Origin of the sequence: Mesorhizobium sp. M1E.F.Ca.ET.045.02.1.1 (genome assembly GCF_003952485.1) — a bacterium.
Classification (GTDB): Bacteria; Pseudomonadota; Alphaproteobacteria; order Rhizobiales; family Rhizobiaceae; genus Mesorhizobium.
This window is the reverse complement of sequence record NZ_CP034447.1, coordinates 6,151,754-6,167,038: the sequence shown is the minus strand read 5'-3', so window position 1 is coordinate 6,167,038 and position 15,285 is coordinate 6,151,754. Positions and strand designations below refer to the sequence as shown.

General features: G+C 64.6%; 16 protein-coding genes. 6 read left to right on the top strand and 10 right to left on the bottom strand.

All coding sequences use genetic code 11. From position 1 onward, the window contains the following. Positions 1–14 precede the first annotated feature (14 nt). The 7 genes from EJ070_RS29920 to EJ070_RS29890 form a co-directional block, all read right to left on the bottom strand. Entirely contained in the window at positions 15–1,538 is a 1,524-nt protein-coding gene (locus EJ070_RS29920; protein ID WP_126094581.1) for a winged helix-turn-helix domain-containing protein, read from the bottom strand. Positions 1,539–1,601: 63 nt separating this feature from the next. Next, positions 1,602–1,829 (bottom strand): hypothetical protein, encoded by a 228-nt coding sequence (locus tag EJ070_RS29915; RefSeq protein WP_126094580.1) that lies wholly within the window; start codon positions 1,827–1,829, stop codon positions 1,602–1,604. Between the two features lie 250 nt (positions 1,830–2,079). Further along, complete coding sequence (locus EJ070_RS29910; protein WP_126094579.1) at positions 2,080–2,973, bottom strand: carbohydrate ABC transporter permease; 894 nt, start codon at positions 2,971–2,973, stop codon at positions 2,080–2,082. A 1-nt stretch (position 2,974) separates the two neighbouring features. Then, a complete protein-coding gene (locus EJ070_RS29905; RefSeq protein WP_126094578.1) occupies positions 2,975–3,913 on the bottom strand; it encodes a sugar ABC transporter permease in 939 nt (312 codons plus the stop codon). Positions 3,914–4,014: 101 nt separating this feature from the next. After that, positions 4,015–5,340, bottom strand: a complete 1,326-nt coding sequence (locus EJ070_RS29900; protein WP_126094577.1) for an ABC transporter substrate-binding protein — start codon at positions 5,338–5,340, stop codon at positions 4,015–4,017. Between the two features lie 36 nt (positions 5,341–5,376). Then, positions 5,377–6,453 carry a sn-glycerol-3-phosphate ABC transporter ATP-binding protein UgpC gene (ugpC, locus tag EJ070_RS29895; protein ID WP_126094576.1) on the bottom strand — a complete coding sequence of 359 codons (1,077 nt, stop codon included), beginning with the start codon at positions 6,451–6,453 and terminating at the stop codon, positions 5,377–5,379. A 470-nt stretch (positions 6,454–6,923) separates the two neighbouring features. Further along, positions 6,924–7,523 carry a DUF922 domain-containing protein gene (locus EJ070_RS29890; RefSeq protein WP_126094575.1) on the bottom strand — a complete coding sequence of 200 codons (600 nt, stop codon included), beginning with the start codon at positions 7,521–7,523 and terminating at the stop codon, positions 6,924–6,926. A 187-nt stretch (positions 7,524–7,710) separates the two neighbouring features. Between EJ070_RS29890 and EJ070_RS29885 the strand changes: the two genes are divergently transcribed. Both EJ070_RS29885 and EJ070_RS29880 read left to right on the top strand, forming a co-directional pair. Continuing rightward, complete coding sequence (locus tag EJ070_RS29885) at positions 7,711–7,944, top strand: hypothetical protein (RefSeq protein ID WP_126094574.1); 234 nt, start codon at positions 7,711–7,713, stop codon at positions 7,942–7,944. A gap of 330 nt (positions 7,945–8,274) precedes the next feature. Beyond that, the gene (locus tag EJ070_RS29880) at positions 8,275–9,375 is read left to right on the top strand and encodes an NAD(P)/FAD-dependent oxidoreductase (protein WP_126094573.1); all 1,101 of its coding nucleotides are present in this window, start codon (positions 8,275–8,277) and stop codon (positions 9,373–9,375) included. Positions 9,376–9,421: 46 nt separating this feature from the next. Here EJ070_RS29880 and EJ070_RS29875 read toward each other — a convergent pair whose 3' ends face one another. Then, positions 9,422–9,955: an Hsp20/alpha crystallin family protein gene (locus EJ070_RS29875; protein WP_126094572.1), complete on the bottom strand. Its 534-nt coding sequence runs from the start codon at positions 9,953–9,955 to the stop codon at positions 9,422–9,424. Between the two features lie 329 nt (positions 9,956–10,284). Here EJ070_RS29875 and EJ070_RS29870 point away from each other — a divergent pair, with 329 nt between their 5' ends. The 3 genes from EJ070_RS29870 (at position 10,285) to EJ070_RS29860 (ending at position 11,552) form a co-directional block, all read left to right on the top strand. After that, positions 10,285–10,500, top strand: a complete 216-nt coding sequence (locus tag EJ070_RS29870) for a hypothetical protein (protein ID WP_126094571.1) — start codon at positions 10,285–10,287, stop codon at positions 10,498–10,500. Positions 10,501–10,562: 62 nt separating this feature from the next. Beyond that, entirely contained in the window at positions 10,563–11,192 is a 630-nt protein-coding gene (locus EJ070_RS29865; protein ID WP_126094570.1) for a glutathione S-transferase family protein, read from the top strand. A 135-nt stretch (positions 11,193–11,327) separates the two neighbouring features. After that, on the top strand, positions 11,328–11,552 hold the full coding sequence (locus EJ070_RS29860) for a hypothetical protein (RefSeq protein WP_126094569.1): 225 nt from the start codon (positions 11,328–11,330) through the stop codon (positions 11,550–11,552). A gap of 15 nt (positions 11,553–11,567) precedes the next feature. On the opposite strand, the gene EJ070_RS29855 is transcribed toward EJ070_RS29860, so the two are convergent. Further along, the gene (locus EJ070_RS29855) at positions 11,568–12,575 is read right to left on the bottom strand and encodes an aldo/keto reductase (protein ID WP_126094568.1); all 1,008 of its coding nucleotides are present in this window, start codon (positions 12,573–12,575) and stop codon (positions 11,568–11,570) included. A 204-nt stretch (positions 12,576–12,779) separates the two neighbouring features. Beyond that, complete coding sequence (locus EJ070_RS29850; protein WP_126094567.1) at positions 12,780–13,277, bottom strand: GNAT family N-acetyltransferase; 498 nt, start codon at positions 13,275–13,277, stop codon at positions 12,780–12,782. Between the two features lie 326 nt (positions 13,278–13,603). Here EJ070_RS29850 and groL point away from each other — a divergent pair, with 326 nt between their 5' ends. Continuing rightward, the gene (groL, locus tag EJ070_RS29845; protein WP_126094566.1) at positions 13,604–15,232 is read left to right on the top strand and encodes a chaperonin GroEL; all 1,629 of its coding nucleotides are present in this window, start codon (positions 13,604–13,606) and stop codon (positions 15,230–15,232) included. The last annotated feature ends 53 nt before the right edge of the window (positions 15,233–15,285 follow it).

The window sequence follows — 15,285 nt, the reverse complement described above, 5'->3', positions numbered from 1 at the left end:
GAAGGGCGACCGGCTCAGATGGCCGTGTCCCAGCCGGCGAGTTCGAGCCCGCGACGGAGTCGTTCGCGGTCTTCTAGGCGTTTCATGCGCATTTCTCGGACGATCTGGGCGATGGTGAGGTCGGGTTCCAGGGCACGACCTTCCCTGACGCAGGCCAGCGCCTTTTCGTGGTCGCCGGCAAATGCATGGCATGCGGCCAGCCGCGCCCATTGCCAGGCGCTCTTGCGGGGCAGGCAGGAGAAGGAAGCGGCCGCTTCCCGGTATCGGCCGACGGCCAGCAGGGCTTCGCCGCGATCGTAATAGTACCAGGTCGGATGCATGGGATTGAGCTGGACGGCCTTGTCGAGCAGGGCCAGGCCGGCTTCACCATCGCCGCGCAACGCCCGGAAATGGCCGGTCTGGGCCAGCGTGTCGGCGTCATAGGGATTGAGATCGAGCGCGCGGGCGAAATGCCTTTCGGCGGCGTCGTACTCGTCACGGCCGCGATAAAGCAGGGTCAATGCAAGAATGCGGTGGCACCGCGCCTCGTCGGGGCTGAGCGCGATGGCATGAAGTGCGCGATCACGCGCCTGGTCGAGCACGGCGCGCGGCGCATCGGCATAGCCGCCGATGATCACCTCGGCGAGCGCAAGGTAGGCGTGCGCCAGCCCATAGCCTGGATCGCGCTCGATCGCCTTCAGGAAATGCGCGCGCGCCTCCTGGTTCACGCCCTCGCCATAGCTGCGCAGCAATTCCTTCCCGCGCAGGAAATGCAGATAGGCCTCGACATTGGCGGCGGGCGCGGGAAGACCCCGCCGCATCACCGCGCTTTCGATGTTGGCGACCAGCGCCGTCACGATCCGCTGCGCCACCATCATCTGGAAGGCGAAGATTTCGCCCTTGGGGAAGGTGAAGCTCTGCCCCCAGACGCGCCGGCCGGACGCCGTCTCGGTAAGCACCACGCGCGCGCTGTAGTCCGCTCCGACGGTCTCGACGCTGCCTTCGGCGACATAGTCGGCCCCGAGGCGCTCGGCGGTCGCGCGGATGTCTTCGCGTGAGTGCTCGGCCAGAGCAAATGCGGAATGACGCGCCAGCACGGCGACGGTCTTGAAGCAGGAGAGCGCGTTGGTGATTTCCTCGACCGCGCCGTCGAACAATGCCTTGGCGGTGCTGTCGGCCGGATCGACACGGAAGGGCAGGACGGCCACCATCGGCTCCGCCCGGGCGGCAGCCGCGGCGCCGGCGGGCGGTGGCACCGCCTCGTTCCCCGGCGCCTGGAACAGGTAGCCCCGGCGCGGCACGGTGCGGATCAGTGCCTGCGCCTCGTCGCCGATCGATTTGCGCGCGTCGTGGATCGATTGGGTAAGCGAGTCCTCCGAGACGATAATTCCCGGCCAGACCGCCTGCAGCAACTCTTCCTTGCTCAGAACCCGATCGGGATTGCGCGTCAGATAGGCCAGCAGCTCCAGGGTTTTTGGCCGGACCGGCACGATCTCGCCGTCACGCCGGAGCGTACCCCGGTCGAGATCGAGCACCGCGCCGCCGATCCGTAGCGCCAAGCTCTTGCCCCATCGCCGCGCTTCATCGCGCGCCGTTCATGGGAATGACAAATGTCGGCAAGGTCAAGCTGGAAACAAGTTCAAGCCTGAAAAGAGGCCGCGAAGGCGAAACCTTGGTCGGGTCGGCTCGGTGGCCGGGGCTTTGTCGCTGGACGCCACCCGTTCGAGGTAGCTCAGCATCTCGTTGCTCTCGCCGCAGCATGGGCCGGCAAAACCGGTCGATAGGAAACGAAGCATTTCCTCTCGTGCCAGCTGGGCGGACTGGAAAGGCGCGTCGGCGTTGATATGCATGATCCACCTCCAGGTAGCCAACGGCAGCGGTGCTCGTCGCAGATCGCTCATCGGGCTGTCTGCGAAAGCATCGCCGCGACAGGGCTTCTTTGTCCTGAACGGCAGCTGATATTTTGCTGAATTCCATCGCCGCATCCGGTTCGCGGCTGGCGGGCATACGCAGGCCGTGCCGCATAGCGGGCTATCCCGTCAACAATCCCGACGTCGCTGCGGCATCCGCGACGCGGCAAAGCCGATGCCGGGGCGGCGCTTATTCCTTCACCGCGCCCGTCATCGAGGAAACATAGTGCTCGACGAAGAAGGAATAGAGCACGACCACCGGCAGCGAGCCGATCAGCGCCCCCGCCATCAGCGCTCCCCATTCGTAGACGTCGGAGCGGACCAGCTCGGTGAGCACTCCCACCGGCACCGTCTTCTTCTCGGACGATTGGATGAAGGTCAGCGCATAGATGAATTCGTTCCAGGAGAGCGTGAAGGCGAAGATGCCGGCCGAGATCAGGCCCGGGACCGACAGCGGCAGCACGATCTTGGTCAGGATCTGCCAGCGGGTTGCTCCATCGATGAGCGCGCATTCCTCCAGCTCGAACGGGATCGAGCGGAAATAGCCCATCAAGAGCCAGGTGCAGAACGGGATCAGGAAGGTCGGGTAGGTGAGGATCAGCGCGAACGGCGTGTCGTAGAGACCGAGGTTGAACACCATCACCGACAGCGGGATGAACAGGATCGAAGGCGGCACGAGATAGGCGAGGAAGACGGCAAGCCCAACCTGCCGCGCCCCCGAGAACCGCAGCCTTTCGATCGCATAGGCTGCGAGCACCGCGGCCGCCAGCGACAGGAAGGTGGCGGCGGTCGAGATGATGACGGTGTTGAGCAGCCAGCCTGGATAGGACGTCTCGAAGAGCAGGTAGCGTATGTGCTCCAATGTCGGATGCACCACCCAGAACGGATTGTAGTTCACATAGTCGGTCATCTCGACATTGGGTTTAACCGCCGTGATCGTCATCCAGTAGAACGGAAACAGCAGCACGATCAGAAACACCAGCAGCGGCAGATAGACCGTCACCACCCGCCGCGGCAGGCTCTGCAGGTAGCCCATGCCGCCTTCGTCGGCGTCCAGGTGCTCGACTTCCTTGATCGCCGCCATGTCAGTCTCCGCCGCCTTGCTGCCACCTGCGCCGTTGCAGGCCGAAATAGCTGAACAGGATCGCCGCCAGCAGGAAGGGGATCATGGCGACCGCGATCGCCGCGCCCTCGCCAAGCTGGCCGCCGGAAATGCCGCGCTGGAAGGACAAAGTCGCCATCAGGTGGGTGGCGTTCACTGGCCCGCCGCGGGTCAGCACATAGATCAGCTGGAAATCGGTGAAGGTGAACAGCACCGAAAAGGTCATGGTGATGGCGATGATCGGCGTCAGCAGCGGCAGCGTCACATGGCGGAACAGCTGCCAGCGGCTGGCGCCGTCGAGCGTGGCGGCCTCGTAAAGCGATTGGGGAATGGTCTGCAGGCCGGCAAGCAGCGTGATGGCGACGAACGGAATGCCGCGCCAGACATTGGCCGCGATGACGGAAGCGCGCGCATTGGTCGGGTCGCCGAGGAAATTGATGCGATGGTCGATCAGGCCCATCTGCTGCAGCGCCCAGGACAGGATCGAGAACTGCGAATCGTAGATCCACCAAAAGGCGATGGCCGACAGCACCGTGGGCACCACCCAAGGCAGCAGGACGATCGCGCGGAAGAACGATTTGAAGGGCAAGTTCTCGTTGAGAATGAGAGCGAGCCACAGGCCGAGCACGAACTTCAGGATCGATGCGCTTATCGTGTAGAGCAGGGTGTTGAAGACGGAGAGCCAGAAGACGCCGTCGCTCCACAGATATTGATAGTTCTCGATGCCTATGAAGATGCCGGGACGGCCGATACGGGCATCGGTGAAGCCGAGCCAGACACCGAGCCCGAGTGGATAGGTGAGAAACACCAGGAGCAGCGCCGCCGCCGGCAGCATGAAGCCGAGGCCAAGAGCGTTCCGGCTCTCGGCGAGCCGCGACAGGATCGACGGAGGTCGCTGAACGGCAACGGATGGCACGGCCATGGCGTGGGTTCCCTATGAAGTCTGATGGAGCGGCCGGGGCGGCTCTTCGTTCCGAATGCCTCCGGACGACAGGCGGCCACCCCGGCTCAGGTCGAACAGGATCAGACGCGATAGTAGCGGTTGGCGCGCTTTTCGGCCTCTTCCATCGCTTCCTGCGGCGTGGCCTGGCCTGTTACCGCCTTGGCGAACATGTCCACCAGCACATAGTCGGCCATGGTCGCGGCGGAGGCATAGCCGAGCGGCCCGGCATAGCCGTTGGGGCGCAGTGTCGCCGAGGCTTTCGCGTAAGCCGCATTGTTCGGGTCGGCCTTCCACACCGGATTGTTCTCGAAAGCCTTCAGCGTCTGGCAGCAATACGCGGCCGACGACGTGATCCAGTCCGGCATCTGCGGGTCCTCGAACATGAACTGCAGATAGGCTTTGGCCGCATTGGGGTAGGGGGTGTAGTTGAAGATCACGGCCGTGGTCACCTGGAACAGCTCGACCGATTTCCCGACCGGACCGATCGGCAGGTTGGTGGTGCGCATGTCCTTGGCGATTTCGGTCAGTTTCGGATCCTTGTCCTTGTTGACCTTGGCGGTGTTGTAGACCGAAATGCCGTTGGCGATCACGCTCACTTCGCCGGCCAGGAAGGCGCGGTTGTTGTTCACGTCGAGCCAGCTTTCGGTGCCGGGAATGAAGGTCTTGTAGAGCTCCTGCGCATACTGGATCGCCTTGAGCGTCTCGGGGCTGTTGATCGTCACCTTGCCGGTTTCGTCGACCATCTGCCCGCCATGGCTCCACAGTAGCCAATGCGCGTAATTGTTGCCGTCACCGACGCCGTGGCCATGCGTGAAGCCGGCCGGATGGCCTTTCGCCTTCAGCGCCTTGCAAAGCTCGAGAAAGCCGGCCGTGTCCTTCGGGAATTCGGAGAAGCCAGCCTCCTTCACCCAGCTTTCGCGATAGACGATGGCGTTGCCGATGGTGGCGAGCGGCAGGCCGAGGAACTTGCCCTCGCGCGTCGCATACTGTTTCGGGCCGTCGTACCAGCCGCCATACTTCTTGCCGAGATAGTCGCCCAGTTCCGTCACGTCGAGCAGCTTGTCGGGATATTGGTGGGGGTCGTCGAACCAGACGAACATCAGGTCCGGGCCGGAACCGACATTGGCGGCGACAGCGGCCTTCGGACGGATGTCTTCCCAGCTCTCCTTGTCGACACGGACCTCCACGCCCGTCGCTTCGGTGAACCGCTTCGAATTCTTCAGCCACTGGTCCTCATCGCCCTGCACGAAAGGCGACCAGCGCAGCAGCCTGAGCTTCGCGCCGTCCTCCGGCTTGTATTTCAGGCCCTCCTGGGCGAAGGCGCTCGAACCGATGAAGCGGCTGCCCAAGGCACCGGCGGCCGCGCCGGCGGTCGTGCGAATCACGTCGCGTCTGGTGAATTTCATGCTCGTCTCCTCCTGTTTGTTCCTCGTTGCGTGGCTTTATCGCGCTGCTTCGATCCGCCTGCCGGTTTCGCCGTGAAACAGATGGATGGGGCCAGGCTCGACCGACAGCCGAATGGTCTCTCCCGGCGTGAAGGAATGGCGCTCGCGGAAATTGGCGACGATGTCCTCGCCGCCTGCCGTCCGGCCGATGACCTGCACTTCCGAGCCGGTCGGCTCGATCACCGCCACGGTCACCGGAATGCCATCGTCGGCCAGCCGCAAATGCTCGGGCCGTACTCCGAGCACGATGGCTTCGCCGTTGCCGATCGAGGGTGGTTTCGGCAAAGGCACGGAAATGCCGCCCGCGGCCTGGAAGGACGGCGCGCCATCGGCTACGAATGTGCCCTTGAGCAGGTTCATGGCGGGCGAGCCGATGAAGCTCGCGACGAACAGGTTGTTCGGCCGGTCGTAGAGCTCCAGCGGCGGCCCGATCTGCTCGACGACGCCGTCATGCATGACGACGATCTTGTCGGCCATGGTCATGGCCTCGATCTGGTCGTGGGTGACGTAGATGGTGGTGGTCTTCAGCCGCTGGTGCAGCTCCTTGATCTCCGCGCGCATCTGAACCCTCAGCTTGGCGTCGAGGTTGCTGAGCGGCTCGTCGAACAGGAACACCTGCGGATTGCGCACGATGGCGCGGCCCATGGCGACGCGCTGGCGCTGGCCGCCTGAAAGCTGGCGCGGATAGCGCGACAGAAGCGGCACCAGCCCGAGGATTTCGGCCGCCCGCTTCACCCCGGCATCGCTTTCAGCCTTGGGGACACCCTTGAGCATGAGCGAGAACGCCATGTTCTCGGCAACCGTCATGTGCGGATAGAGCGCGTAGTTCTGGAAGACCATGGCCACGTCGCGCTCCTTTGGCGCAACGTCGTTGACGATACGGCTGCCGATCGAGATATGGCCGCGCGAGATTTTTTCCAGGCCGGCAATCATCCTGAGAAGCGTTGATTTTCCGCAGCCGGAAGGCCCGACAAGCGTGACGAACTCGCCGTCGTCTATGCCGACGCTGACGCCATGCAGGATCTCGGTGGCTCCAAACGATTTGTAGACATCGCCAATCGCGACAGACGCCATCGAACTCCTCCCGATGGTCCCTGCGAAGCCTCGCGGGGAGCCGTTTCTATCAGGTGTGGTTGAAACGGATGCCGGCAAGTCGGCAGTCCACCACTGAAGTCGGCGACGTTTGCCCCAGCTCCCCCCGGGTCACGCGACTGTGAAACGGTAGCGCTACCAAACCTGCCTGTAAAGCGGCGGCGCGCAGGCTTATACTTTCGTCGCTGAGGACAGATGAGCGGCACCAGCCTTGAGGGGATGTCGAACCGGGCCGTGCCGAATCGCCGCCGATCAATTCGTCGAATAGCGGCCAATAAACATTAGAGAATACTAAGATATTGGATTTCAACCTGCCCGGGAAAATCCGCACGTTCCGGCGGAGTGGGATTGGCCGCCATGCGTCCAAGGTGAGGGAATTGCCGGGTCGGTGCTTTCCATTGTGGCTCTGCTCGCTACGGGCAGGGAACCGCACAACCGCTGCTTGGTCCTTCTCACCCGCCGATCAGGAATCCCGCGATCAGCTTCTGCAGGTTTCCGCCGGGTCCGAACTCGACCTTGTCGAAGTCGCGGCCAGCCTGGCGCTGGGCCTTGGAAAGCTGGTCGAGATATTGCGTCAGCTCGGCCCTGATCTTGGTGCAGCCGGGGTCGTCGGCGACGGTGAGGCCGACGCTGAAGGCGACGATCTTGTCCACCATGTCGACGATGCCGGCGCCGTGCACCTTCTCATGCGCGGCGAGCCCGGCGGCGAAGGAATCCCAGCGCGCCTGCACGGCAGGTGGAAGCTTCCCGGCGGGCTTGGGCAGCGTGTAGGTGATGATCAGCTTCGGCCGCGCCGTCTTCAGCACGCAGGCACCGCCCTGCGGTTGGTAGTCCCGCTGCCACGTCAGTTTGAAATTGGTGTGCGCGATGACCCGCCGCTCGGTACCCGCGCTGTCCTTGCCGATCACCGGGCCTTTCTCGCCGATCGAGACATAGAGCGCCTCCGGCGTCTGGCCCGAGATCGCATAAGTCTCGATCTTCTCGACCGGCTTCCAGTCGGCGAGGGCTGGGGTGGAGAGGAGGAGGGCGGAAAGCAGGATGGCTGGCTTCATGGGACTCGGTGGGATTCCGGGCGAGGCTTCGTGCATAGCGATTGTCGGCGGCGAGCGCAAAGCTAGCCGCCGCTGGCGCTCCTTCGCGCCACCCTCTGTCCTGCCGACGTCTCAACATTGATCGTCGGAACCCACCGCCGCCGTCCCCCGTTTCTATGCCATCGCCTCGATCCACGGGGAGGGCAGGATGACCCGCAACGAGATCATTTCGGTGCTTGGCCCGGTCGACGAGACCGTGATCGCCGATATCGCGCTCACCGGCGCCAGCCTCGAGGAACTGCGCGAGGCTTTCGCCTGGATCGGCGCCGACGAAGCGCTGATGAACGAGGGTCGCGCGATGCCCGGCGCGCGCGTGGCAAAACTGATCGAGATCCTGGAGCCGCCCGAGGACGAGCCCGAAGCGCCCGGCGGAGTGGAGTAGGGAGCCGACGCCGTATCTCCCCCCTTGTAGGGGAGAAGCGATTTCAACATTTTAGCGGAGCTAAGTGCTAGAAATCGCAAGAGAGGGGATTTGCTTGGCAGAGGCCTTGAGGCTGGCGGGACAGCGCCCCCCTCTGTCCTGCCCGTCCTCCGCAGCAGCTGCGCTGCAGCTGCGAAGGCTGGACCGGACATCTCCCCCACAAGGGGGCGGGTCGGATGTCGCGGTCGCGTTCGCCAATCGCCAACGGGTTGGAGGGATAGGTGTTTCTCCCCACTTGTCCCTTCCACACCTCCCGGCATAGCCTGATATGGCCTGCGCGAGGAGGGGAGCATGGACACCAATGTCGTCATTGTCGGCGCGGGGCCGGCGGGGCTGGCCGTCGGCGCCTGCCTGAAACAGGCGGGGGTGGATTTCACCATCCTCGAAAAGGCCAGCGAGGTGGCGCCGGCCTGGCGGCGGCACTACCGGCGCCTGCACCTGCACACGGTGAAATCCTTTTCGTCACTGCCTTTCGTGCCGTTCCCGAAAAGCCACCCCCGCTACGTCCCGCGCGAAAAAGTGGTCGCCTATCTCGATGCCTACGCGCAGCATTTCGGCCTCGAGCCGCGCTTCGGCGTCACCGTGAAATCGATCCGCTGCGAGGGTGCAAGGTTCCTGGTCGACACCGACGCCGGCGAGATCAGGGCCCGCAAGATCGTCGTCGCCACCGGCAACAATGCCGAGCCCATCGTGCCGGGCTTCCCAGGCATCGAGGCGTTCAAGGGCGAGGTGCTGCACAGCGCCGCCTACACCGAGGCCGCGCCCTATGTCGGTCGGAGCGTGCTGGTCATCGGCATGGGCAATACGGGCGCCGAGATCGCGCTCGATCTGGCCGAGTCCGGCGCGCGGCCGACGATCTCGGTGCGCAAGGGCGTCCACATCGTTCCGCGCCAGCTCTTCGGCGTGCCGATCCAGATGGTGGGCATCGCCAGCCGGCCGATGCCGCAGGCGCTGAACGACTGGATGTTCCCAAAAATCCTCGACCTGGCTTTGGGCAGGCTGGAGAAGTACGGCATCGTGCGGCCGAAGACCGGCATTCTTGCGCAGATCGACGCCGGGCGCATTCCGGTGATCGATGTCGGTACGGTGGCGGCGATCAAGGCGGGCAAGATAGGCATCCTCCCCGACATCATACGCTTCACCGAGAATGGCGCGAAATTCAGCGACGGGCGGGAGACAAAATTCGACGCGGTGATTTTCGCCACCGGCTACCGCCCGGGCTATGACGGCTTCCTGCCTGCGGAGCTGCGGCCGGCAAAGAGCGGCGTCAATCCGCGAGCGGCCGACCTCGGCGTCTATCTCGTCGGCTTCCACAACCCGGTCACCGGCCTGCTGCGCGAGATCGGCATCGAGGCGCAGGCTGTGGCCGCTGATATCAAGAAGCGGGGGTGAAAGTGCGCCCCCTTTCCCCACAAGGGAGGAGGGGGGCGCCAGGCCCTCAATGCTTCGCGCTGCTGGCCTTGCCTTCGTTGACGGCGATACGCTTGGCCTTGGTCTGGGCGCGCTTGGTCTTGGGCAGCGCTACGGTGAGCACGCCGTTGCGGAAGCTGGCGTGGACCTTGTCTTCCTCGACTTCGTAGCCGATCGGGATGCGCCGCTCGAAACGGCCATAGAAGCGTTCGGAGAATTGCTTGCCCTTGTCCTCGGTCTCGGCGCGCTTCTCGCCGCGCAGCGTCAGCACGCCGTCCTCGAGCAGCACCTCGATGTCCTTTTCCTCCATGCCGGGAATCTCGGCGGTCACGTGGATCTCCGTCTCGCTGTCGGAGATTTCCACACTTGGCCAGGCTTGCCCGGCATAGGCCCCGCCAAACGACGGCATGCGCGTTTCGAAGCCACGCATGGCGTCGTCGAACAGGCGGTTCATTTCCCGATGCAGCATCATGAAGGGGTCGCCTCCACGATGGAGATCGCGATATATGTCGGAGAGCTGGCTGCCCTCCCGGCCCCAGGGAATGAGATCACGGATTGCCATTGCATTTCCTCCTCATCTGGTCGCGTCAGGATGTCGTTGAATGTCCCGGCCTGGGATCGTGTGACTCTCAAGTCGAGCCGCGCCGTCGCATCGGGTCCGTGCCCAAATGGCCAGAAAATCGTGGCCAGCAAGTCGCGGCCGGCAAGCCGGCGGCGTTGCCGGTCCCCTCAGGCGACCGGCAAGTGTCGATGTGGAAGTTGTCTGATCGAAGTCAAGACCCACGTTCCGTCTGCCGGCAGATTTGATCATGGAACCGGGAAGCCGGCCGCATGCCGGGCCTCGTTGTCGTTCAAAGGCCCGCCCTTGCATGGGGCGGTGTGGGGCCAGCCATGACACGCGAGGACATCATTTCAGTGCTGGGCGGTGGACGCACCGTCATCGCCGCCATCGCGCTGACCGGCGCCAGCCTTGGCGAACTCCGCGATGCGTTCGCCTGGATCGGCGTCGACGAGGCGCTGGTCAATGAAGGCCGCCGTATGCCGGGCGCTCGAGTGGCGAGGCTGATCGAGATCTTGGAGCCTCGGAGCCTGCGGATCGCCGCATGAATCGGGTGGCGCCCCTGACCGCCGCATGCGAAACCAGTCCCAGTCAATCGGGGGACCCAGCCATGCTTACGCTCTACGACTACCTGCCATCGCAAAACGCCTGGAAGGTGCGTGTCCTGCTGGGACTGCTCGGCATTGCCTACGAAACCCGGCAGGTGTCGATCTTCGAGGGCGAAAGCCGCACGGACGCGTTCCTCAAGCTCAATCCGGCGGGCGCCGTTCCGGTGCTGGCGGTCGAGAATGGTGAGGCGATCGCCGAGTCCAACGCGATCCTCGCCTGCGTCGCGGAGGGCACGCCCTACCTGCCGGCGGACCGCCTTGCGCGCGCCAAGGTCATGCAATGGCTGTTCTTCGAGCAGTATTACGTCGAGCCGGTCATCGGCTCGCTGCGCTTCTGGACGCTGACCGGGCGGCTGGAGCGCAACAAGGCGATTGCTCCCGGCAAGCGCGAGGCAGGCGCCCGCGCGCTGGCGGCACTCGAGCGCAGCCTGCAGGACATGCCGTTCCTGGTTGGCAGCTCGCTCACAATCGCCGACGTCGCCGTCTATGCCTACAGCCACCGCGCCGAGGATTGCGGTTTCTCTCTCGCCGATTATCCGGCGGTGAGCGCCTGGATCGGCCGAGTGAGCGAGGCGATCGGCCCGGGCTATCCGGTGCATCCTTATAGCATCGACCCGCATTCGGGCGGTTGAGCGAAGCGCGCTTCGACGAAGTTCCCGGAACGGAAGTCGGGGCAGGGCGTTTCCGAAAAGCAGTGTGCCGGCGCCTTCTATGCAAAGCGTCGGCAGTTCCGGCCTGCTTTCCAACGCAAGCAATGGAGACCGGAAATGGTTCGCGCCATCGCTATCGCCATCCTCGCCGCCGGCATTGTCGGCCTGCCTGCCATGGCGGCCGAATACTGGGTCGCCAGGGATGCCGTCTCGAAGCAGTGCGAGATCGTGCCGAAGAAGCCCGACGGGACGCTGGTCATCGATCTCGGCAAGAAGAAATACGCCAGCGAGGGCGAGGCCAGGAAGGCAATGGAGGCGTTGCCGGATTGCAGGGAGAAGTGAGGCAGGTCGGTGACCCTACCGGTCCACCATCGACATCGTCCGCTCGTTATACCTCGGCCCCGACACTTTGTCCGGCGTCAGCGCCATGTCCAGCCCCAGCATCTCGGTGGCGTCGAGCTTGATGTCGGCCGCCGCGACATTCTCCTCCAGGTAAATCCGCCGCTTCGTGCCGGGGATCGGCACGATATCGATGCCGAATTCCGGCCCCTTGGCGAGCAGCCAGGCGATCGCGATCTGGCCGGGCTTCACGCCCTTGGCGGTTGCGATGTCGCGCACCGTGGCGGCGGCCGCGACGTTCAAGTCGAAATTCTCGCCCTGATAGCGCGGGTCGCCGCGACGGAAATCGCCTTCGGGATAATCCTCCGCGCGCCTGACGTCGCCGGCGAGGAAGCCGCGGCCGAGCGGCGCGAACGGCACCAGGCCGATGCCGAGTTCCGCAAGCGCCGGGATGATCTCGGGCTCGAGGTTGCGCTCCCACAGCGAATATTCGCTCTGCAGCGCCGAGACCGGATGCACGGCATGCGCGCGGCGGATGTTGGAAATCCCCGCCTCCGACAGGCCGAAGAAGCGCACCTTGCCTTCCGCCACCAGCTCGCCGACCGCGCCGGCGACATCCTCCATCGGCACGTCAGGGTCGACGCGGTGCTGGTAGAGGAGGTCGATGCGGTCGGTGGCAAGCCGCTGCAGCGAAGCCTCCACCACCTCGCGGATATGCTCTGGCCGGCTGTCGCGCCCCGTTCCGTCCTGCTTGCCGTCGACGATGCGGAAGCCGAATTTTGTCGCGATCGTCACCTGATCGCGCCGGCCCTTCAGCGCGCGGCCGAGCAGCTCCTCGTTGATGAAGGGCCCGTAGACCTCGGCCGTGTCGAGGAAGGTGCAGCCGAGCTCGATCGCCCGGTGCAGCGTCGCGATCGACTCCGCCTCGTCGGCCGGTCCGTAGGACTGGCTCATGCCCATGCAGCCGAGGCCGATCGCCGAGACGACGAGCCCCTGGTTGCCGAGTTTCTGCTTGCCCAGGCTCATCGTCTTGCTCCGGCCGAATTTGCAACCCGGCTAAATTATAGGGTCGGCACCGAGCACGTCCAGCGCTTGATCCATGTCAAGGGAAACCGGAGAGCGGGATCGTATGGTCGGTCCGTCTTGGGAAGGACGCAAGGCGGGCGGGTGGTTCCGGCCGACTCCACTCCCTCGGAACCCTGACGGAACCACCTGGACCGCCTTGTTGGCTCAGGCCATCGGCAGCAGCCGACGCATGATCAGCGAGGCGTGGCCGCCGACCCCATGCGCCGCCGGCCGGTGCTCGACCACCTCGAAGCCATGCTTGCGGTAGAAGGCGATCGCCCGGTCGTTACCCTCGATCACCTCCAGCGCGATGCTGGGAATGCCGGCATGGGCGGCGAGCACGGCATGCAGAAGATCGACGGCAAGGCCGGTGCCGAACTCCTGCGGTTCGATATGCAGCCGGTCGAGCATGACGTCGCCTTTCTCATCCATCGCCGCCATCGCATAGCCCGCGATCGAGCCATCGGTCCGCTCCGCGACGAACGACATCTTGTCGTGGTCGGCGAGCTCCTCGGCCAATTTCTCCGGCGCGTGCTTCTCGTCGGAAAGCCGAGCGGTGTTTTCTTCACCCATGATCGGCGAATAGGTCCGCCGCCAGGACCCTCCGAGCAACCGCGATACCTCTGCCAGGTCGTTCTTTGCCATCGCCCTGATCTGCACCATTGCAATCTCCTTCGCTTGCCGGCGCAAGGCGGCGGCGCGGCCCACCTTCTGCGGCCCTGCGCGAATGCCTGGCAAGGCCGGCCGCCGGATCACTCGAACGGGCTGACAAGGCGAAGTGTTCCGATGCTGCACTGCACAAGTTCGCCTGGCAGCGCGGCAGCCGCTGCTTGTCCTCCCACCATCCTGAATAAGCCCATGATTACAGTGCGTTGAAATTAAGACAGGCGCCGAAAAATTCCGGGTTTCGGCCTTGAAACCCCTAGGCGCCAGACTAGTTCGATAGACGCGCGCGGCCCAGAAGAGGGCGTTCGCGGAGGGAGGGTTCCATGGTTGCCAAGGAAGTGAAATTCCACACCGAGGCCCGCGACAAGATGCTGCGCGGGGTCGATATCCTGGCCGACGCGGTAAAGGTGACGCTCGGGCCCAAGGGCCGCAACGTGGTCATCGACAAGTCGTTCGGCGCCCCTCGCATCACCAAGGACGGTGTGACGGTGGCGAAGGAAATCGAACTGGTGGACAAGTTCGAAAACATGGGCGCACAGATGGTGCGCGAAGTGGCGTCGAGGACCAGCGACATCGCCGGCGACGGAACCACCACCGCCACGGTCCTTGCTCAGACCATCGTGCGGGAAGGGGCGAAGGCCGTCGCCGCCGGCATGAACCCGATGGACCTGAAGCGCGGCATAGATCGCGCCGTCGAGGCGGTCGTGGCCGAGATCAAGGCCAATGCCCGCAAGGTGACCCGCAACGACGAGATCGCCCAGGTCGGCACCATCTCGGCCAATGGCGATGCCGAGATCGGCCGCTTCCTGGCCGAGGCGATGCAGAAGGTCGGCAATGAAGGCGTCATCACCGTCGAGGAGGCCAAGACCGCCGAAACCGAGCTCGAGGTCGTCGAGGGCATGCAGTTCGATCGCGGCTATCTCAGCCCCTATTTCATCACTAACCAGGACAAGATGCGCGTCGAGCTGGAGGAGGCCTATCTGCTGATCCACGAGAAAAAGCTCTCCAACCTGCAGGCGCTGCTGCCGATCCTTGAGGCGGTGGTGCAGTCGAGCAAGCCGCTGCTGATCATCGCCGAGGATGTCGAGGGCGAAGCTCTGGCGACGCTGGTCGTCAATAGGCTGCGCGGCGGATTGAAGGTCGCCGCCGTCAAGGCGCCCGGCTTCGGCGACCGTCGCAAGGCGATGCTGGAAGACATTGCCATCCTCACCGGGGGTCAGGTCATCTCCGAGGATCTCGGCATCAAGCTGGAGAATGTCACGCTCGAGATGCTCGGCCGCGCCAGGCGGGTGACCGTCGAAAAGGAAACCACCACCATCGTCGATGGCGCCGGTGGGAAGGAGGAGATCCGGGGCCGCGTCGCCCAGATCCGGCAGCAGATCGACGAGACCACCTCAGATTATGACCGCGAGAAACTGCAGGAACGGCTGGCTAAGCTCGCCGGCGGCGTGGCTGTCATCCGCGTCGGCGGCTCGACAGAGGTCGAGGTCCGGGAGCGCAAGGACCGGGTCGACGACGCGCTGCACGCCACACGCGCGGCGGTCGAGGAAGGCATCCTGCCCGGCGGCGGCGTCGCGCTGCTGAGAGCCGTAAAGGCGCTCGACGGGGCCGTCGTCGACAATGCGGACCAGAGGACCGGCATCGAGATCGTGCGCCGCGCGCTGGAAACGCCGGTGCGCCAGATCGCCGAAAATGCCGGCGCAGAAGGCTCTCTCATCGTCGGCAGGTTGCGCGAAAGCGGCGAATTCTCCTTCGGCTGGAACGCGCAGACCGGCAACTATGGCGATCTCTACGGCCAAGGCGTGATCGATCCCGCCAAGGTGGTGCGCACCGCGCTGCAGGACGCCGCCTCCATCGCCGGCCTGCTCGTCACCACCGAGGCGATGGTGGCGGAAAAGCCGAAGAAGGAGACCGCTCCGGCAATGCCGCCCGGAGCGGGAATGAATTATTGAGCCAGCCACTTCGCCATCCCCCGGCTTAGGCCGTGGGTGGCGAAGCTCAGGGG